Source organism: Serratia sp. YWN4 (assembly GCF_055790845.1).
This window is the reverse complement of record NZ_CM147696.1, coordinates 1,081,119-1,098,587: the sequence shown is the minus strand read 5'-3', so window position 1 is coordinate 1,098,587 and position 17,469 is coordinate 1,081,119. Positions and strand designations below refer to the sequence as shown.

The 17,469-nt window shown below is 56.4% G+C and carries 19 protein-coding genes; 2 read left to right on the top strand and 17 right to left on the bottom strand.

Going from position 1 to position 17,469, the window contains the following annotated elements; genetic code table 11:
* Window positions 1-23: 23 nt before the first annotated feature.
* The 13 genes from ACX9GT_RS05135 to ACX9GT_RS05075 all read right to left on the bottom strand — a co-directional run bounded on the left by ACX9GT_RS05135 (window position 24) and on the right by ACX9GT_RS05075 (window position 11,293).
* Window positions 24-1,493, bottom strand: a complete 1,470-nt coding sequence (locus tag ACX9GT_RS05135) for an aldehyde dehydrogenase (protein ID WP_473190119.1) — start codon at window positions 1,491-1,493, stop codon at window positions 24-26.
* Window positions 1,494-1,509: 16 nt separating this feature from the next.
* Window positions 1,510-2,304, bottom strand: a complete 795-nt coding sequence (locus ACX9GT_RS05130) for an aspartate dehydrogenase (protein ID WP_473190118.1) — start codon at window positions 2,302-2,304, stop codon at window positions 1,510-1,512.
* A gap of 14 nt (window positions 2,305-2,318) precedes the next feature.
* Entirely contained in the window at window positions 2,319-3,113 is a 795-nt protein-coding gene (locus ACX9GT_RS05125) for an SDR family oxidoreductase (protein WP_473190117.1), read from the bottom strand.
* Complete coding sequence (locus tag ACX9GT_RS05120; RefSeq protein ID WP_473190116.1) at window positions 3,110-3,928, bottom strand: alpha/beta fold hydrolase; 819 nt, start codon at window positions 3,926-3,928, stop codon at window positions 3,110-3,112. The genes ACX9GT_RS05125 and ACX9GT_RS05120 overlap by 4 nt, the downstream gene beginning before the upstream one ends.
* The gene (locus ACX9GT_RS05115; RefSeq protein ID WP_473190115.1) at window positions 3,928-4,452 is read right to left on the bottom strand and encodes a cupin domain-containing protein; all 525 of its coding nucleotides are present in this window, start codon (window positions 4,450-4,452) and stop codon (window positions 3,928-3,930) included. Before ACX9GT_RS05115 ends, ACX9GT_RS05120 begins: the two co-directional genes overlap by 1 nt.
* An 18-nt stretch (window positions 4,453-4,470) precedes the next feature.
* A complete protein-coding gene (locus ACX9GT_RS05110) occupies window positions 4,471-5,733 on the bottom strand; it encodes an MFS transporter (RefSeq protein ID WP_473190114.1) in 1,263 nt (420 codons plus the stop codon).
* Window positions 5,734-5,756: 23 nt separating this feature from the next.
* Window positions 5,757-6,968: an NAD(P)/FAD-dependent oxidoreductase gene (locus tag ACX9GT_RS05105; protein ID WP_473190113.1), complete on the bottom strand. Its 1,212-nt coding sequence runs from the start codon at window positions 6,966-6,968 to the stop codon at window positions 5,757-5,759.
* On the bottom strand, window positions 6,965-7,906 hold the full coding sequence (locus tag ACX9GT_RS05100; RefSeq protein ID WP_473190112.1) for a VOC family protein: 942 nt from the start codon (window positions 7,904-7,906) through the stop codon (window positions 6,965-6,967). The genes ACX9GT_RS05105 and ACX9GT_RS05100 overlap by 4 nt, the downstream gene beginning before the upstream one ends.
* A 118-nt stretch (window positions 7,907-8,024) precedes the next feature.
* Window positions 8,025-8,819, bottom strand: a complete 795-nt coding sequence (locus ACX9GT_RS05095; protein ID WP_473190111.1) for an IclR family transcriptional regulator — start codon at window positions 8,817-8,819, stop codon at window positions 8,025-8,027.
* A gap of 30 nt (window positions 8,820-8,849) precedes the next feature.
* The gene (locus ACX9GT_RS05090) at window positions 8,850-9,605 is read right to left on the bottom strand and encodes an SDR family oxidoreductase (protein WP_473190110.1); all 756 of its coding nucleotides are present in this window, start codon (window positions 9,603-9,605) and stop codon (window positions 8,850-8,852) included.
* Window positions 9,602-10,645, bottom strand: coding sequence for a Rieske 2Fe-2S domain-containing protein (locus ACX9GT_RS05085; protein ID WP_473190109.1), 1,044 nt, complete (start codon window positions 10,643-10,645; stop codon window positions 9,602-9,604). Before ACX9GT_RS05085 ends, ACX9GT_RS05090 begins: the two co-directional genes overlap by 4 nt.
* Window positions 10,646-10,664: 19 nt before the next feature.
* Window positions 10,665-10,973, bottom strand: a complete 309-nt coding sequence (locus ACX9GT_RS05080) for a recombinase-like helix-turn-helix domain-containing protein (RefSeq protein WP_473190108.1) — start codon at window positions 10,971-10,973, stop codon at window positions 10,665-10,667.
* Window positions 10,974-10,975: 2 nt separating this feature from the next.
* Window positions 10,976-11,293 carry a non-heme iron oxygenase ferredoxin subunit gene (locus ACX9GT_RS05075; protein WP_473190107.1) on the bottom strand — a complete coding sequence of 106 codons (318 nt, stop codon included), beginning with the start codon at window positions 11,291-11,293 and terminating at the stop codon, window positions 10,976-10,978.
* A 303-nt stretch (window positions 11,294-11,596) separates the two neighbouring features.
* On the opposite strand from ACX9GT_RS05075, the gene ACX9GT_RS05070 reads away from it, so the two are divergent.
* Together ACX9GT_RS05070 and ACX9GT_RS05065 are read left to right on the top strand one after the other, a co-directional pair.
* On the top strand, window positions 11,597-12,778 hold the full coding sequence (locus tag ACX9GT_RS05070; RefSeq protein ID WP_473191512.1) for a M20 aminoacylase family protein: 1,182 nt from the start codon (window positions 11,597-11,599) through the stop codon (window positions 12,776-12,778).
* Window positions 12,779-12,788: 10 nt separating this feature from the next.
* On the top strand, window positions 12,789-14,072 hold the full coding sequence (locus ACX9GT_RS05065; RefSeq protein WP_473190106.1) for an MFS transporter: 1,284 nt from the start codon (window positions 12,789-12,791) through the stop codon (window positions 14,070-14,072).
* A 61-nt stretch (window positions 14,073-14,133) separates the two neighbouring features.
* Here ACX9GT_RS05065 and rluF read toward each other — a convergent pair whose 3' ends face one another.
* The 4 genes from rluF to msrB form a co-directional block, all read right to left on the bottom strand.
* Window positions 14,134-15,003: a 23S rRNA pseudouridine(2604) synthase RluF gene (gene rluF, locus ACX9GT_RS05060; RefSeq protein WP_473190105.1), complete on the bottom strand. Its 870-nt coding sequence runs from the start codon at window positions 15,001-15,003 to the stop codon at window positions 14,134-14,136.
* Window positions 15,004-15,058: 55 nt separating this feature from the next.
* Window positions 15,059-15,979 (bottom strand): agmatinase, encoded by a 921-nt coding sequence (gene speB, locus ACX9GT_RS05055; RefSeq protein ID WP_473190104.1) that lies wholly within the window; start codon window positions 15,977-15,979, stop codon window positions 15,059-15,061.
* A 206-nt stretch (window positions 15,980-16,185) separates the two neighbouring features.
* Complete coding sequence (gene msrA, locus ACX9GT_RS05050; RefSeq protein WP_473190103.1) at window positions 16,186-16,908, bottom strand: peptide-methionine (S)-S-oxide reductase MsrA; 723 nt, start codon at window positions 16,906-16,908, stop codon at window positions 16,186-16,188.
* Window positions 16,909-16,928: 20 nt separating this feature from the next.
* A complete protein-coding gene (msrB, locus tag ACX9GT_RS05045; protein ID WP_473190102.1) occupies window positions 16,929-17,426 on the bottom strand; it encodes a peptide-methionine (R)-S-oxide reductase MsrB in 498 nt (165 codons plus the stop codon).
* Between the last annotated feature and the right edge of the window lie 43 nt (window positions 17,427-17,469).

Below are 17,469 nucleotides of genomic sequence, written 5' to 3'. Positions count from 1 at the left end.
TCTTATGTCGTAGGGATCGCGAGTTAATCGCTCCAGCGGTTAGCCTGCTTGCTAAGAGCCAAGTACAGGCTCTTCTGCTGCATATAGGCCTGAATGCCATGCAACCCTTTTTCACGCCCCAAACCACTTTGTTTAAATCCGCCGAACGGCGTAGAAATCGAGAATGTCTTGTAGGTGTTGATCCACACGGTGCCGGTTTCCAACTGCTCGGCCAGCGCCATGGCGCGGGTAAAATCGCGCGTCCAGATCCCGGCCGCCAATCCATAGACCGAGTCGTTGGCCTGCTCGATCAACTGTTGCTCATCGTCAAACGGCAGCGCCACTAGCACCGGGCCGAAGATCTCCTCCTGGCAGGTACGCGCGCTGTTGCTCAGCCCTTCGATAATGGTCGGCAGGTAATAACTGCCCTGCGCCAGTTGCGGATCGGCAGGCGCTTCGCCGCCGATCACCACGCGGCCCCCCTCCTGCTTGGCGAGAGCCACATAGTCCGCCACGCTCTGCCGGTGTTTTTCGTTGATCAGCGGGCCCAGATGCACCCCTGACTCAAACGGATTGCCGATACGCAGCCCGGCGGTCAGTTCACATAACCGCGCCAGCAGCGGTTGATACAAAGAACGGTGGACAAACAGCCGCGAACCGGCAATGCAGGCCTGCCCGGCAGAGCTGAATATGCCGTAGCAGATGCCGCGCGCCGCCTGTTCCAGATCGGCATCGTCCAGCACGATGGTGGGTGACTTGCCACCCAGTTCCAGCGAAGTCGGGATCAGTTTTTCTGCGGCAATATGCGCCAAATGGCGGCCGGTGCTGGTGCCGCCGGTAAAGGAGATCTTTTTCACCAACGGATGGCGCGCCAATGCCTCTCCAATCACCGAACCTTTGCCCGGCAGCACGCTGAGCAACCCGGCAGGTAATCCCGCCTGTTCAAACAGTTCAGCCAGCTTCAGCGCCATCAGCGGCGTGGCTTCCGCCGGTTTGAGGATCACCGCGTTACCCGCAGCCAATGCCGGTGCCACTTTCTGCATTTCACTGGCGATCGGCGAGTTCCACGGCGTGATCGCCGCAATCACTCCCAGCGGTTGATACTGGCTCAGCGTCATTACTTCACGGTTGCGCTGAGTCGGTAACTCCCCTTCCAACACTTCGCAGGCCGCAGCAAAATAGCGGGCGGTAGCGGCGGCGCTCATCACCAGACCGCGGGTTTCCGCCAGCGGCTTGCCGTTGTCGCGGGTTTGCAGCTGCGCCAATTCCTCCACCTGTGCGGTAATCAAATCGCTGACGCGGTGCAGAATCGCAGCGCGCTGATGCGGCACTAACCCGCGCCAGGCTGGATCGCGCCAGGCGCGTTCAGCAGCTTCTACTGCTTCATTAACATCTTCGACGTTGGCCGCCCGTAAACGGGCGTTAATGCTGCCATCGGCCGGAAAAACTGAACTCATCGCTTCGCCACGCCCTTCGCACCAGCGGCCAGCAAGAAAAATCTTTAACGTTTCCATCCGTTGCTCCTGCCATTCAGGCAATAAAACCGCCATCCACCAGACAGCGGCAGGCTTGTACCGCGCTCAGCGCCGCCAGCGTGGAGGTTTTCGGGTTACTCGCCAGCGGGTTACCGCACAGCTCAATCTGGAATTCACCAAACTGGCCGCACACCTGTAGGCGATGGGTATTACGCTGGGTATGAGGATCCACCTGCAAACGCACCCGCGTGGCGTCCATCCCCATGCCGTGCAGGGCAATGGTGGCCGCCACATTGGCGTTAGCCGGGAACATCTGCGCCGCCTCACGCGCCGATCCTTCAAAGAACACCCGCGCTTCGCTGACGGCACTCAGATCGATCAGCTTCTCCGCCATGCTGCCGCGCCAACTGGCGGGGCTTTTGCTGGACTGATAGGTGACGCTTTCCAACCCGCCCTCCCGCGCCGAAGCTAAGCCGTCCATACCAGCCACCGCGCCAGACAGCACAATCAAGCGCCCATGAAAGCGTACACAGGCCTGTTGTAGCCGCAGTTGCAGCGCCGCATCTGCCAGCGCTCCGGTAGAAATCACCGCCAGTCGCCAGCCGCGCTTGACGATCGTTTCACCAAATTCGGCCACCGCCTGCTGGCTGGCACACTCCAGCACCAAATCTGGCTGTTCGCTGCACTGCTCAGGGTGCGTCAGCGCCTGTACCCGCCCGGCAAAGGCCGTTTGGATCTCGGCATGGTGTTTTTCACGCGCGACGATCCAACCAGCTTCTACCCCTTCCGGCAGGCGTGCCAGCACCTCTTTCGCCATTGCGCCGTAGCCAATCATCATGATCTTTTTCATCTTTTCGGCCCTGATTACAGATGGCGGCTGAAGCCGCCGGAAACGTCCAGCGCTGCGCCAGTGGTAAATGACGCCATCGGCGAAGCCAGAAACAGCAATGCCCGCGCCGGTTCCTGCGGCTTACCCAAGCGCCCCAGAGGGATACCGCGCCGCGCCGCGATCGCCGCCGTCCACTGCTCCCAGCTTTGTTCTTTATCCTCACGCTCGGCAAAACGCCGCCGCCATTGGCCAGACTCCACCATGCCAAGCAGGATGGAATTAACACGAATGCCCTTGCCCACCAGCTCTTTCGACAGCGTCAGCGTCATGTTAAGCAGCGCGGCACGAGCAGCAGAGGTGGCGATCATGTGCTCCTCCGGTTGCAACGCCAGCAGCGAGTTAACACAGGTGATGGAAGCGATATCCGAACGTTCCAGCGCGGGTAAAAAAGCCTGTACCGGGTTGATCACGCCAAACAGTTTCAGTTCGGCCTCATGCAGCCAGGCTTCGCGCGGGGTTTGGTCAAAATGGGCGACAAACCCTTGCCCGGCGTTGTTGATCAGCATATCCACAGCACCGAAATGCTGGCTGACCTGCTGGGCAAACTGCGCCACCTGCTCTGCGTCCAGTACATCGCAACGCAGCGCCAGGATCTCCGCCTGCGGGAACTCTTCACGCAGGCTGGCTTCGGCGCTGGCCAGTTTGTCCGGGTTGCGGCCACAGAAGGCCACTTTCGCCCCTTCCGCCAACAACAGACGCAGTGTTTCAAAACCGATCCCTGAAGAACCGCCGGTCACCACCGCTACCCGCTTTTCAATCTGAAAATTCATGGTTGGATCACCCCCGTAAAATCCTGCACATAACGGTTGAATTGCCCCGGAGCATCGAGATAACTGGCATGCCCTGCATCGTCAATCAGGCGAAACTGGGCATCCTGCTGTTGCGCCAGCGCCTGAGCCCCCTGCGGTGGCGTGATGCGATCGTCACGCCCGCACCACACCTGTAACGGGCCGCGGTAATGCCGCAGGTAGTGGCTGATATCGTCATTCGCCAGCATCCAGGCGGCGCTGAGAAAACCCGCCGGATTAAGCTGCTGCATACCACTGCGCACCCAGGAGATATCCTGTGGATCGGCACCGCTACGCAGCAACGCGGCCGCACGCTGTTCACCGTAACCCTGTGGGCCCAGTGTTTCGATCATCTGTTTGCGTTGGTCATACACCTGTTGGCGCTTTTCCGGCGTGGCGTTGGCATAACCCTGCGCCGGATCGGCTAACACCAACCCGCTCAACCCGCTTGGATAAGCCACCGCATAGGCACTGCCGATCAATGCCCCGAGCGAATGCCCGACAATCAGCGGCTGCTCCAATTCCAGCTCAGCAATCAGCGCCGCCAACGCGTTGGCATAGGCGGCAGCCTTTGACTCAGCCAGTGGCAACGCCGCACTGCCGCCATAGCCTGGTGCATCCCAGGCGATCAGGCGGTGGCCGTCGGTCAAGGCACGATCGCCAAACTGCTTCACCCAGGACGCGGAACCGGAACTGATACCATGCAGCAGTACCACTGCCCGGCCGTGCCCGGCTTCGCGCCAACCCAGCCAAAAGCCACTACAATCTTCCTGCTGGCGTTCCGGTAATCTGCTCATCAGTAACGTTTCACCTTTGACAGTGGATGATCAGCCGGGTAGGTCGGGGTTTCCGGCTTGGAGGTGCCGAGCATCACGCACATCAGCGCCTCTTCTTCACCATGGTTAAACAGGCCGCGATAAATCCCTGCCGGGACCGAGATCAGATCCCGCTCTTTCAGTTTGGTTTCGTAATACTCTTCACCATCCTGAATCATCAGCGTGATGCTGCCTTTGAGCATAAAAAACACTTCCTCCACATCGTCATGCAGGTGCAGTGGCCCTTCGCATTTGGACGGCAGCACCATGGTGGAAAAGGTAAAATGCTCCGCCGCAACCGTGTTGGTGTCGCTGACCACGCCGGTCGCGCCGGTGCCGATATAGCGCATCTGCGCACGGCGGTATTTCGGATCGTAATCCGCCTGGAACTTCAGCGCATTCCAGTCATATTTGCGGCCTTCAAAGCGGGCGATACGCGATTCCACCCACTGCGCCATCGACAGATCCTGCGGCTTGATGCCGGTTTTATTCTCAACCTGGGACATGTTGTTTCTCCTTCGTTGTCAGTATTTCTTCAGCAACGGCAGCAGAATGGTGCTGCCGACCAAGGCCGTCACCACCAGGAACAGCAGGCCGTTATCCATGTTGCCAGTGGCGGCGATCAGCGCCCCCATCAGCACCGGTGCCAAAGCACCGGCAAAATTACCTAATCCGTTAAAAACACCGCCTGCGGTAGCGCTGACCCGGCTGCTGGTGGCCTTCGCCAACAGGGCGAAGATATTCGGTGCACCGGCGCCCCACATAAAGGTGCTGAAAGACATCGCGGCGATCACGCTGTACGTGCCTTGCAGGTGCAGTACGATCCCCAGCCCAAGCCCGGCACCGCACAGTGAGATAAAGCAGGCCAACGCACGGCGATCCAGTTTGTCCGAAAGCCAGGCTCCCACCACTTCTCCCAGCAGCATGGCGATAAACGGCAGCGATGACAGGTAACCGGCGTGTTCCAGATGAATACCCTTACCGTTGATCAGATAACTGGGCAGCCAGCCGTTCATGCCCCACAGGTAGGTCAGAAAGGCGATATTAAACAGGCAGATCATCCAGAAATGCGGGGTACGGAACAGCTCACGTCGCAGCTGTTTGCGTTCGGCAATCGCCGGTTGCGTGACGGTGCTTTTCGCCGGGCGAGCCACGTTTAGGTGGCGCAAGCCAAACATCACCAGCAACATCACCGGCAAGGTCAGAAATGCCATAAAGAAGAAGGTAGTTTGCCAATCAAAGCGGTTCAGGATAAACAGCGTTACCGGGAAACCCAGCGCAGCGCCTATCGGCGTTCCCAGCAGCCACATCATGGTGGCACGCGCCTGCAAGCGCTGCGGGAAAGCATGGCGGACAATCGCATAAGCGATCGCTATTAACGGGCCTTCGGCGATGCCTAGCAGAATGCGCAGGGTCATCATGGTGTGATAAGAACGAGCCAACCCCATCAACACCATCAGCACGCCCCACACCACCATCATGCCGATCAGCACGTTGACCGGGTTCAGCCGATCGCCAATGCCGCTCAACAGCATGGAAGAGAAGCCGTATGAGAACAGAAAGGCGCTCATCAAGAGCCCCAGCCGGGTGGGATCAAAACCGATGCCCATCGCCTCTTGGAATCCACTATCAGAAAACAGTGCCGCAATGCTGATCTTGTCGAAAAACGCCAACAAAACGCAGGCAAACAGGGCTGCTGGCACTGACCAGCGCACGCTGGTGGGCTGATTTTCGGCAACAGCATCCCCCGCCCGACTGCCGTGGGCGTCAATATCTTGCGTAGTCATAAAACGCTCCCTTGGGTCAGGCGCTATTTCAACGCCATCAGAGAAAACTCCACATCCGCCAGTTGCTGCGGATCCAGTACCCGGCCGCTGGCCAGCCAGCGTTTGCCCAGCTTGATAGTGCGCGCATCGTTAAACGCCACCATCTGCACCAGTTGCCGATCGGCATTCAGGGTGAAAAACACTTGCGATTGTGGCGTGCGGCGCACCACCTGATGCACGCCACCAGCCGGGACGCCGAGGATCTGGATATTGGCGTCGTATTGATCCGACCATAGCCAGGCAACGTCATCGTAAGGCGCGGCACAGGCATCCAGCATCGCACAAGCGGTACTGATGGCCTGATTCTGGGCATAAGCCCAGGATTGCAGGCACAGGCCAAGCTGGGGATGGCGTGCCACGTCACCGGCAGCGAAAATGGCCGGATGGCTGGTGCGCCCCTGCCCGTCCACCACAATGCCCGCCTCAACCCGCAACCCGGCGCTGTGCGCCAGTTCCAGATTCAGTTCAACACCAATGCCCACCACCACCAGATCGAACGGCTGCGCTTCACTGATATCGCTGCCGATCCAAGGCGTGCCCTGACGATCTTCAAGCCGGATATCACCGCAGCCGCAAAGCAGCGTGACGCCGTGCTGCTGGTGCAACTCCAGCAACGCTTGCGAAACTTCGGCCCCAACGCTGCGCATACACAGCGCAGGCTGGCGCTCAAACACCGTGGCTTCGGCACCCAGTTTGCGTGCCGATGCGGCGATCTCCAGGCCAATCCAACCGCCGCCGACAATCGCCAGCTTTTTGCACTGCTGTAACCCCTGGCGCAGCCGCGTTGCGTCATCCCAGGAACGTAACGTCATTACCTGAGGGTGATGAGCCCATTCGGCACTTGGCAAGCGTGGTCGCCCGCCGGTGGCGATCAGCAGTTGATCAAACTGCAATTGCGCGCCGTTGCTGAGCGTGACGATCTGCTGCTGGCTGTCGATCGCCTCGGCACGCAACGGGCGGTGCCAGTCGATATTCAGCCCGGCAACCACCTCTGCGCTGAACAGGCGGCTGAGCGGCGCAGCGCCATCCAGCAAGACCGCTTTAGACAGCGGTGGGCGTTCGTAAAAGTCATAGGGCTCATCACTCACCACCGTTAGCTTGCCGCCGTAACCGCGATCGCGCAGCGTCTTGGCGGCCCAACCTCCGGCCTGACCACCGCCGATAATGACAATGCCCGCCTGGATTGGTTGGTTCATGCGGCCCCCGTTTTCTTATGCTGACGGCGCGTGTCGTGATCGATCCCCCCTTCTACCGCCCATTCGGTAAACGACACCAGCGAATGTTCCAGCTCGCGCGGCTGCCAGTTTTCCGTCAGGTAGTCGTCATTGGTGTAGTACTCAAACGCGCCGCCGGTCGGGCTGTTGACGTACCAGAAATAGGCCGAGGAGATCGGGTGGCGGCCGGGGCCGATAAAGGTGCTCCAGTTTTCTTTATTCATTGCGATACCGCCGCCGATCACCTCGTGAATATCACGCACGGTAAAGGCCACATGGTTCAGGCCGCGCGGGCGGTTAGGTAACTTCAGCAGGAACAGGTTGTGATGCCCGCCGCGTACCTGAGTACGCAGGAAAACCGCGCGATCGATATAGCGATCCGACACCTGAAAACCGAGTTGTTCGCAGTAAAAGCTTTCGGTGGCTTCCAGATCTTCAACAAAGAACACCACGTGCCCAATATTGATCGGTTCAGCCTTGGCGTACACCGGGCTGGCTTGATCGATGCGGCGCACATCGCCCCACTGGTTGATCGGTGTGACTGGCAGTTCAACCTCACGCAGGGCGGTGACGCCAAAACGCAGCGTCATACCGTTAGGATCGCGGCACTCCAGCTCTTCCCCCACCTGGAGGAAACCCGGCATCTTTTCCAGCCTTGGTTGTAACGCCGCTAATGCTGCCGGGCTGTCAACGCCCCAGGTCATGCGGCGCAGGGTAGAACCGGCTTCAAATGCTGCCGGTAACTCTGTACTGCTTTGCTGATGCAACACCACGCTGGCACCGCTCAAGGTGGTGAATTCACGGCGTGGTTCCCCCCAGTGTTGGAGCATCGGTTGCAAACCAAAGTCCTGCATAAATTTTTCGCACGTTGGCAGATCTTCAACGCCAAATTCCAGCTTTTCGATTCCAGTTATGCTCATTATTGTGCCTCACGTTTTCGCTGAATGCGTTTTTCAGGCATGATCAAACCCTGACCCATGATTGCTATGAGTCTTATCCCTGCCTGAGTCAAAAATTCAGTCTGGCTGGCGGAGATGCCTAGCCGACTTTCGCCTGCGGCGTTGCGCCCAAAAATCCGGAGATTTTCTCCGCCGCGTCTCGTACTTCCATGCGCAACCGTTCGCGATCCGCTTTGGGGATCTCGTCGGACGGCACCATGATGCTGACCACCGCTTCTACCCGCTGTTCGCGGTTAAAGATCGGGTAGACGATCGAAGAAATACCGTGGCGGAAGAAAGATTCGCCGATCACGTAGCCGCGCGCCTTATCCTGCTGCACCATCTGCCACAGCGCTTCGCGGTTGGCCGGAGTACCCAGTGCCGCATCCGGCAGCGTGTCATTTGGGAACAGCCGTTCGAACTCTTCGCGGCTGGTGCTGGTCAGCAGCATGCGGCCAAGAGAAGTACGGTGTACCGGCAAACGGGTGCCAACGCTGACCTGATTGATCTGCGAACCGGCGGCGCTAACGCGGGCGATGTAGATCACATCGCACCCATCGCGGATTGCCAGATGGCTGCTGCACTGGCTGCGATCGCGCAGTTGTTCGATCACCGGCTGGCCCGCCTGGGCGACATCCAGCGAGGCGATATATTCAAAACCTAGTCGCAACACCTTGATCCCCAGCCCGAAGGTGTTGGTACGCGGGTTGCGCTCCAGAAATCCCAGATGCTCCAGCGTTTGCACCACGCGGTAGGCAGTCGCCTTCGGCATATCGACCAGGCGATGTAATTCTGCAAAGGTCATTTCCTTATGCTGCTCACTGAATGCCAGCAGCAGTTGTAAACCGCGATCCAGACCTGGGATCAGATATTTACACGCTTGATCTTCTGCCATGTGGTGCTCCTTAACCTATCGGTCGGGCAATCAGTTAAATACGAATCCGCCGTTTACCGGCAATAGCTGGCCCGTCACGAAGTTAGCCAGCGGCGACAGCAGGTACAGCACGCTGCCGTTCACGTCATCAGGATGCTGCGCACCCGCCAGCGCCCGCCCTTGTTCATACAGTTGGTGGCGTTCGGCAGGCACATATTCGGTGGCTTCGACGCGCGTCAGACCCGGTGCAATAGCGTTGACGCAAATCCCCTGCTGCCCCAGTTCACGCGCCATGGAACGGGTCATCGAGATGATCGCCCCTTTGCTCGCCACATAGGCCATCAGCCTTGGGGCTCCCCACAGAGCGGTATCCGAAGCGACATTGACGATCTTGGCGTGCGGCGTTTGTGCCAACAACGGCACCGCCGCCTGGCTCACCAACCAGGTACCCCGCACGTTGACCTGCATCACTTTGTCCCACAGGTCGATGTCGTATTCCATCATGGTTTTGCCACCGACACCGGTCGCCAGCGCCGCGTTGTTCACCAACCCGTCGATCGCCCCGCCGCGAGCAATATTGCGGAACGCCTCGGTGATCGACTGCGGCGATGCCAGATCGATCACCTGCGTTTCCACCTGCGCCCCTTGCTCACGCAGGCTAGCGGCGCTGTCTTGCAGCTCTTGCGCCAGAATATCGCACATCACCACGCGGCCACCCACTTGGGCGATCGCCGCCGCAAAGCTGCGCCCCAGGCCGCGTGCCGCGCCGGTCACTACCACGCGTTTGCCCGCCAGCAAGCCACTCACTGTGCAGCCTCCAACTCGTTGAGGATCGCCAGCTGTTTCTGCGCTTCTTTCTGCATCATGCGGCGCAGACGAGAAAGGCCGACGTCATGCTGGTAGAGGTATTCCTGACCACGCGCGTTCGGCGCCATGTTTTCCAGCACGATGCGATCCTGCTCCAGTACGTCCCAGTGCAATTGCTCCAAACGGTTGCGGTACATAAAGCGCCACATGTCACGCTGCCAGTCTTTCACCTGGCGGATACGCCAGAAGAACACGCGGCAATGATCTTTGTCTTCCGGCACCACCATGCCGATGATCCAGAAGTGGCCACCCGGCCCAAAGCGTTTTTTGTACGGGATCGACAGGCGCATCCAGTAAGCACCGCTGCTGCCAAATTCGACCCAGTCGAAGTTCACGCCGATCTGGCCGTTCTTTTTAAAGATAAAACCGCTGTCGGTAGGTTCCAATGCCATATCGGCCTTGCGATCCCCTTCCGCCATCGAATGTGATGAAGAGTGCAGATAGGTGCCGTGCATCGGATCCATCACGTTTTCCAACGCATATTGATAGTTACAGTCCCAACTGGCGGTACACAGGAAGTTGCTGTAGCTGGCTTCATCCGCCAGTTCTTTCGGGAAGGTCAGTTCGGCAGGTTCTTCGTCGGCGGTAATGCCGAAATACAGGAACACGGCACCGTAGGCTTCTTTGGCCGGATAAGAGCGCAGGCATTTTTGCCCCACCAGCGGGCAGCGATCCACCGCCGGAACGTCTTTTACCTCACCATCACCGCCCACTTCAACGCCGTGATACCAGCAGGCAATGCGATCGCCCAGGTTCCAACCCATTGAAAGGCGCGCGCCACGGTGCGGGCAGCGGTCTTCCAGCGCGTGGATGGCACCGTCTTTATCACGCCACAGCACAATCTGTTGCTCAAGACGGGTGATCCCCACCGGGTTGTTGCCCACTTCCCAACTGGCTAACACCGGATACCAGATGCCGCGTAATCCCTGATCAAGATAGTTCTGCAATGTCTGTGTGGAGGATGCTGTATTTGCTGTCATGGTCTTCTCCCTGTGCGGCTCAGAAACCGTTAACGTGAAGGAATTCGCGGAACGTGGCTTCATTCCAAGGCTGGCCGCTGCGATCAAACAGGCGGCGCTGATTCAACGCGCTGACGATCTGATCCAGCTCTTCCGCCCCCTGATCGAAGATCTCTTCCAACGCTGCCACCAACGCGGTTTCAAAACCGTCCGGTACTCGCGCACGGGTTTGCCAAATAACGTTTTGGTATTGACCTGGTTGATGGATCTGACCATTGCCGCCCTCACGCGCCGGAGCCACCTGCTGAGTGTCCGGCAGCCAAGGATTGATATCGGTAATGTGCTGCATGCTTATTCCTCCGCAATAAAGGTGATTTGGATTTGGTTGTCGATCACCCGGGTTGGATAGATTTGCAGGTCGCGGCCACCCGGTTCGCGCAGGCATTGGCCGGTGCGCACATCGAACAAGGCTTCGTGCAGCGGGCACTCCACCTTACCGTCATCAACAAATCCCTGGCTGAGCAAGGCATAGGCGTGCGGGCAAACGTCTTCCAGCGCGTAATATTGACCGTCGATCAAATACACGCCGACCTCTTTTCCTTCCACATTGGCAGAGAAAGGAAAATCCTCTGTCACCTGAGACACTTCACACACTTTCTTCCAGCTCATTGCTTCTTGTCTCCTATCTGATTGTTTCATATATGAAACTCAGTTTCTTATTTAATACACTCAATATAAGTCTGGTGAATTTCTCGTCAAGTCAGCAATGGGTGAAATGTTAATGAATGGTTGTTTAAAAGTTACAAATGCGGAGTGGATCACGAAAGTAAGTGCTGAAATGAAAAGTGAGAAATATATATTCAATTCAGAGCAGATTGATAAACTCCATAAACTTCATATGCAGCCAAAGCGTTGCTGCACAGGAGACTTGGAAGTCCCACTTTGATCCCGTATCCAGAGGCTATCAGTATGATGTTTAATGCAATAAACCCAGATATCTTCAAAGAGTATGCCGCAGAAAGCCAAGCTCTTCGTCGGCATATTCACCAACACCCCGAATTGGGCTATGAGGAACAGCAAACCGCCGATCTGGTGGCAGAAAAACTGGCGGCCTGGGGGTATCAGGTCACGCGCGGGCTGGGTGTCACCGGCGTCGTCGGCACGTTGAAAAAGGGAGACAGCCAACGTGCGATCGGCATTCGGGCCGACATGGACGCGCTACCGATTGTCGAGAATACCGGTTTACCTTATTGCAGCGTGAACCACGGCATCATGCACGCCTGTGGACACGATGGTCATACCGCCATGTTACTCGGTGCAGCACATTATCTGGCCGATCACCCTTCTTTCAATGGCACGTTAAATGTCATTTTTCAGCCCGCAGAGGAAGGCTTGGCAGGCGCACAGAAGATGATGGACGATGGCTTATTTGAACAATTTCCCTGCGATGCCATCTTTGCCATGCATAACATGCCGGGATTCCCTGAAGGGCAGTTTGTGTTCGGCGAAGGGGCATTTATGGCATCCAGCGATAATGTCACCATCAGGATCCATGGCAAAGGCGGGCATGGTGCCATGCCCAAAGGCACCATTGATGCCGTGGTAGTCGGTTCCAGCATCGTTATGGCATTACAGACCATCGTTTCACGCAATTTGAGTGCGCAAGAATCAGGGGTGATTACGGTCGGTTCATTTCAGGGCGGTATTGCCAATAATGTGATCGCCGATTCTGCGGTATTAAAACTCAGCGTGCGCGCGCTGGATCCAGTAATCAGGGATCTGCTGGAGGAACGGATTAAAACGCTGGTCAATGCTCAGGCTGCGGCCTTTGGTGCCACCGTCAGCATTGATTACGTTCGTTCCTATCCGGTATTGGTGAATCAGCCCGAAATGACGCAATTTGCCAAACAGGTCGCATTGGATATGTTGGGCGAACAGCACGGCGATCAGGTTATCGACATACCCGAGCCATTAATGGGCAGCGAAGATTTTGCCTTTATGCTGCAACAGCGGCCAGGCAGTTATTTACTCTTAGGCAACGGCGCGGGTGAAAATAGCTGCATGGTGCATAACCCTGGATATGATTTTAATGATGCGATTATTACTCGTGGCATTGCTTATTGGAGCGCGTTAACCCAGGCGTTTCTAAAATAAAGGACAGACTATGGACAGTGCCAAGAAAAAGATTTCACCGGCAAAAGCGATTTTAGCCACCACATTAGGGAATGGACTGGAGTTTTTTGATCTGGTGCTGTACGCCTTTTTCGCCACTTACATCGCCAAAGCCTATTTCCCTGCATCAGATCCGTTAGTCAGCCTGATGACCTCGTTCATGATCTTTGGCATGGGCTATCTCGCCAGGCCGATCGGCGCGCTGGTAATTGGCCACTATGCGGATAAAAAAGGGCGTAAGCCCGCCATGACGCTCACTTTCTTGCTGATGGGCCTCAGTACCATGGTGATCGGTATCACGCCCTCTTATCAAAGTATTGGTATTGCCGCCCCGATCATTATTACGCTGGCCAGGTTGGTACAAGGCTTTTCTGCTGGCGGTGAATTAGGCGCATCTACCACGCTATTAGTGGAATATGCCAAACCCCATAATCGTGGATTCTATGGCGGCTGGCAGGTTTCCAGCCAGGGTGCAGGGAATCTGTTTGCTGCCATGACGCTGGTGATCCTGGTCAACGTAATGTCCACCGAGAGCGTTCAAGACTGGGGATGGCGTATTCCCTTCCTGCTTGGGGTCATTATTGCGCCTATCGGTTTGTATATCCGTTCCAAATTGGAGGAAACCGCAACCCACACATTGCAGGCTACGGAAGAGAAAGCCGCTAAAATCCCGTTAATTGAAGTCATCACTACTTATTATAAAGAAACCTTATCCGGTATTTTATTAACCATTGGGGGAACTATCCCTCATATGATTATTATGTTTTATCTTCCCAACTATGCGATCAGTATTTTAAAGCTGGATACCGGCTATAGCATGCTGATAGGTGCCATCGGCGGATTAATTACTCTGATTGGTGGCCCGCTGGCGGGAATGTGGTCCGATAAGGTCGGCAGACGCCCGCTGATTGCCGGTTCCAGGATCGTCCTTATCCTATTAATTTACCCAGCCTTTTATCTGTTAAGCAGTTACCCCAGCGTGCATCTTATGTTTGCCATTATGATCGTGTTGAGCACGATTAATATTATTGGAGCCTCTCCTTCCATTACCATTTTACCGGAAATATACCCGCGCCATGTCAGAACCTCCGGGCTCTCTCTGGTTTATAGCGTCGCAGTGGGTATTTTCGGTGGTTTTGCACTCTCAATTGCTACCTATCTGATCAAAATCACCGGCAATGCGGCAGCACCGGCCTTCTATGTGATTGCCGGTTGCAGCCTATCGCTGTTCGCCTTCACTTTTATTAAAGAAACCAGTAAAGAGCGGTTAAATTAATACAGCGCGGAATCGCAACGGGCAGCCCCTTCGCCCATTGCAATCCGCGCCTTAATTCAGATCAGCGCCCTTTCTTTTTGCGCCCAGGCTGGGCAAAACGCTTGCGCGCTGCCGTGTTACTGCTTGGTTTCTCGGCGCTTTTCGGCCCACTGCCCGCCGGTTTTTTTGCCGCTGGCGCAGGTTTGGCTTTCTTCGCCGGTTTGGCCTCTGAGGAAGAGCCTTCAATCAATTTAAACAGATCGACCAACTCATCGTCGGTTAAATCACGCCACTCCCCCAAGGGTAGCCCGGCCAGGCCAACGTTCATGATGCGCGTGCGTTCCAGCTTGGTGACCTCATAGCCAAAATGCTCACACATGCGGCGGATCTGACGGTTAAGCCCCTGCACCAGTACGATACGAAACACAAACGGCGCTTCTTTCTTCACCTTGCACTTTTTGGTCACCGTTCCCAGCATAGGTACACCGGCACCCAAACCACGAATAAAGTCATCGGTCACCGGTTTGTTGACCGTGACCAGATACTCTTTCTCATGGTCGTTGCCCGCCCGCAGGATCTTGTTCACCAGATCGCCGTGGTTAGTGAGGAAGATCAGCCCTTGAGAATCTTTATCCAACCGCCCGATGGGGAAAATGCGGGTGCTGTGGTTGACGAAATCGACAATATTGTCTTTCTCGCCGTCTTCGGTGGTGCTGACGATGCCAACCGGTTTGTTGAGCGCAATAAAGATCAGGTTGTCTTCGTTACGCGGCTCAATCAGCTGGCCATTAACCTTGACGACGTCGCCAGCAAACACCCGATCGCCCAACCCGACCCGCTTGCCATTGATAAAAACATTGCCTTGCTCGATGTAACGATCGGCCTCGCGGCGCGAACAGATACCGCTCTCGCTGATATATTTATTCAGGCGTGTAGATGGTTTAGTCAGCACGGTTCCTCCATTTTATTTTCACGGCAAACAGCTGCCGGCTCCATGGTGCCGGGCATTACCCCTGCTTTTTAGCCGCTTGCAGATACAGCATTTCCAGGCCCAGCGTGGCGGCGGCCAGTGCGGTGATCTCCGACTGATCGTAGGCAGGTGCCACTTCTACCACGTCCATCCCGACAATGTTCAATGATTGCATGCCGCGCACCAGCTTCAACGCGCGATCGGAGGTCAGGCCGCCGATCACCGGAGTACCGGTTCCTGGCGCAAAAGCCGGATCCAGGCAGTCGATATCAAAAGTCAGGTATACCGGCATATCACCGACGATCTGTTTGATCTGAGTCAGCAGATCGCCCACGCCGCGATCGTTAACCTGCGCCGCATCCAGTACGGTAAAACCGTTGTCGCGATCAAACTCGGTACGAATACCGATCTGCACCGAACGATGCGGGTCGATCAGGCCTTCGTTCGGCGCATGGAAGAACATGGTGCCGTGGTCAAACTTGCTGCCGTTGGCATAGGTGTCGGTGTGAGCATCAAAATGTACCAGCGCCATTTTGCCAAAGTGCTTGGCATGTGCGCGCAGCAGCGGCAGCGTGACGAAGTGGTCACCGCCGAAAGAGAGCATGCGCTTACCAGCTTGCAGCAGTTTTTCTGCGTGCGCCTGCAATTTGTCGCTCATATCCTGCGCATCGCCAAAATTGAACACGATGTCACCACAATCGACGACGTTCAGGTGATCGCGCAGCTCAAAACCCCACGGCCAACGTGCACCTTCCCAGGCCAGATTGGTTGATACCTGGCGGATAGCCGCCGGACCATGACGGCCACCGGCGCGACCAGAGGTGGCCATATCGAATGGAATACCGGTGATGACCCACTCTGCATCGCTGCTGTAAGGCATAAAATTCAGCGGAAAGCGTAGGAAACCAAAGGCGTTGGACACTAAAGAATTATCGGGCTGATGGCCTAAGGTGCTCATAGTAAATCCTCATATTTCAACGGTTCGCCCGCAATCAATCGCTCAGGCGGTAGCAAAAAAAAATCCCTCCCGCGTCGTTAGCCCGACGAGAAAGGGATTGATTCAATGTCTGTATCAGTACTGCCGATAGGAGCGGATTATCGCCGCATTTCGCTTGCGCTTCAAGACACTCGTCGCCACCAAGTATAGAAGAAACGCCCCCAGATTCAGTTAACCAGCACCGGATCCTGGCGATATTGTTGTGGGAAAAGTTGCTGGAGCTGTTTTACCTTCGGCAGATCGTTGATCACGATATAGGGGTAATTAGGATTGTCGTTTAAAAAATTCTGGTGGTAAGCCTCGGCAGGGTAAAAATGTCCATTGTTCTCAATGCGGGTTGCCAAAGGCTTGGTAAAGCTATGGCTGGCATCCAACTGCGCAATATAGGCTTCGGCCACCTGCCGTTGTGACTCGGTCAGGGGGAAAATAGCGGAGCGATATTGCGTGCCGCTGTCCGGCCCTTGGCGGTTAAGCTCGGTCGGGTTGTGAGCCACCGAAAAATAGATTTGCAGCAGTTGGCCATAAGAAACCTGCGTAGGATCGAAGGTGACCTGCACCGATTCCGCATGCCCGGTATTCCCCCCGCTGACGGTATCGTAATTGGCGGTTTGTGCCGTGCCACCGGCATAACCCGATACGGCGTTGGTCACGCCTTTAACATGCTGAAAGACGCCCTGCACGCCCCAGAAACAGCCACCGGCAAAGATGGCGGTTTCACTGTGTGACGTGGCCGGTGCTTCATCCTTGAGCGGTGCGGGAACTGCCACTGCGGTTTCAGGGCCGTCAAACGCGCCCGCCAGACTCTGAAAACCTAGCATCATCGCCAGCAGCAACGCTCCCCAGACTCCGTAAGAACGCAGCAATAAAATCAATCTGTTTCCACTGTTCATCTTATTCCTCACTTATCTGGCTATGCCGATTGCGGCGTGAACACCATCGCTAAACCGTTCATGCAGTAGCGCAACCCGGTCGGCGGCGGCCCATCATCGAACACATGCCCCAAATGGCCACCGCAGCGGCAACAGTGGACTTCGTCACGGATCATGCCGAATGAGCCGTCCTGACGCGTGGCCACGGCATGGTCAAGCGGCTGATAGAAACTCGGCCAACCGGTGTGGCTGTCAAATTTGGTCTGGGAAGAGAAAAGCGGCAGATTGCAGCCTGCACAGGAGAATATCCCGTTGCGGTGTTCGTCATTGAGCGGGCTGCTGTAAGGCGGCTCTGTGCCCTCTTTGCGCAACACTTCATACTGCGCCGGGCTCAGCCGCTGCTGCCATTGCTCATCGCTATAGCTGATTTCAAACTGTTCTTTGCTGGCGGCCCGTGAGAAAAACGTGGGCAACAACCCCACTGCGAAAGCGGCGGATATCGCACCACCACCCAAAATAAAATGCCGTCTGTTGATCATCGTCGTTACCTCAGTGAATAACCGATGATGACAATTTACGCGG

Bases quoted from the DNA above. Each gene is read 5' to 3' on its own strand.
- ACX9GT_RS05110 (WP_473190114.1), bottom strand. From the start codon at position 5,733: ATGACTACGCAAGATATTGACGCCCACGGCAGTCGGGCGGGGGATGCT.
- ACX9GT_RS05065 (WP_473190106.1), top strand. From the start codon at position 12,789: ATGGACAGTGCCAAGAAAAAGATTTCACCGGCAAAAGCGATTTTAGCC.
- ACX9GT_RS05070 (WP_473191512.1), top strand. From the start codon at position 11,597: ATGTTTAATGCAATAAACCCAGATATCTTCAAAGAGTATGCCGCAGAA.
- msrA (WP_473190103.1), bottom strand. From the start codon at position 16,908: ATGAACAGTGGAAACAGATTGATTTTATTGCTGCGTTCTTACGGAGTC.
- ACX9GT_RS05105 (WP_473190113.1), bottom strand. From the start codon at position 6,968: ATGAACCAACCAATCCAGGCGGGCATTGTCATTATCGGCGGTGGTCAG.
- speB (WP_473190104.1), bottom strand. From the start codon at position 15,979: ATGAGCACCTTAGGCCATCAGCCCGATAATTCTTTAGTGTCCAACGCC.
- ACX9GT_RS05085 (WP_473190109.1), bottom strand. From the start codon at position 10,645: ATGACAGCAAATACAGCATCCTCCACACAGACATTGCAGAACTATCTT.
- ACX9GT_RS05135 (WP_473190119.1), bottom strand. From the start codon at position 1,493: ATGGAAACGTTAAAGATTTTTCTTGCTGGCCGCTGGTGCGAAGGGCGT.
- ACX9GT_RS05075 (WP_473190107.1), bottom strand. From the start codon at position 11,293: ATGAGCTGGAAGAAAGTGTGTGAAGTGTCTCAGGTGACAGAGGATTTT.
- ACX9GT_RS05100 (WP_473190112.1), bottom strand. From the start codon at position 7,906: ATGAGCATAACTGGAATCGAAAAGCTGGAATTTGGCGTTGAAGATCTG.
- ACX9GT_RS05095 (WP_473190111.1), bottom strand. From the start codon at position 8,819: ATGGCAGAAGATCAAGCGTGTAAATATCTGATCCCAGGTCTGGATCGC.
- ACX9GT_RS05115 (WP_473190115.1), bottom strand. From the start codon at position 4,452: ATGTCCCAGGTTGAGAATAAAACCGGCATCAAGCCGCAGGATCTGTCG.
- ACX9GT_RS05130 (WP_473190118.1), bottom strand. From the start codon at position 2,304: ATGAAAAAGATCATGATGATTGGCTACGGCGCAATGGCGAAAGAGGTG.
- ACX9GT_RS05080 (WP_473190108.1), bottom strand. From the start codon at position 10,973: ATGCAGCACATTACCGATATCAATCCTTGGCTGCCGGACACTCAGCAG.
- msrB (WP_473190102.1), bottom strand. From the start codon at position 17,426: ATGATCAACAGACGGCATTTTATTTTGGGTGGTGGTGCGATATCCGCC.
- ACX9GT_RS05125 (WP_473190117.1), bottom strand. From the start codon at position 3,113: ATGAATTTTCAGATTGAAAAGCGGGTAGCGGTGGTGACCGGCGGTTCT.
- ACX9GT_RS05120 (WP_473190116.1), bottom strand. From the start codon at position 3,928: ATGAGCAGATTACCGGAACGCCAGCAGGAAGATTGTAGTGGCTTTTGG.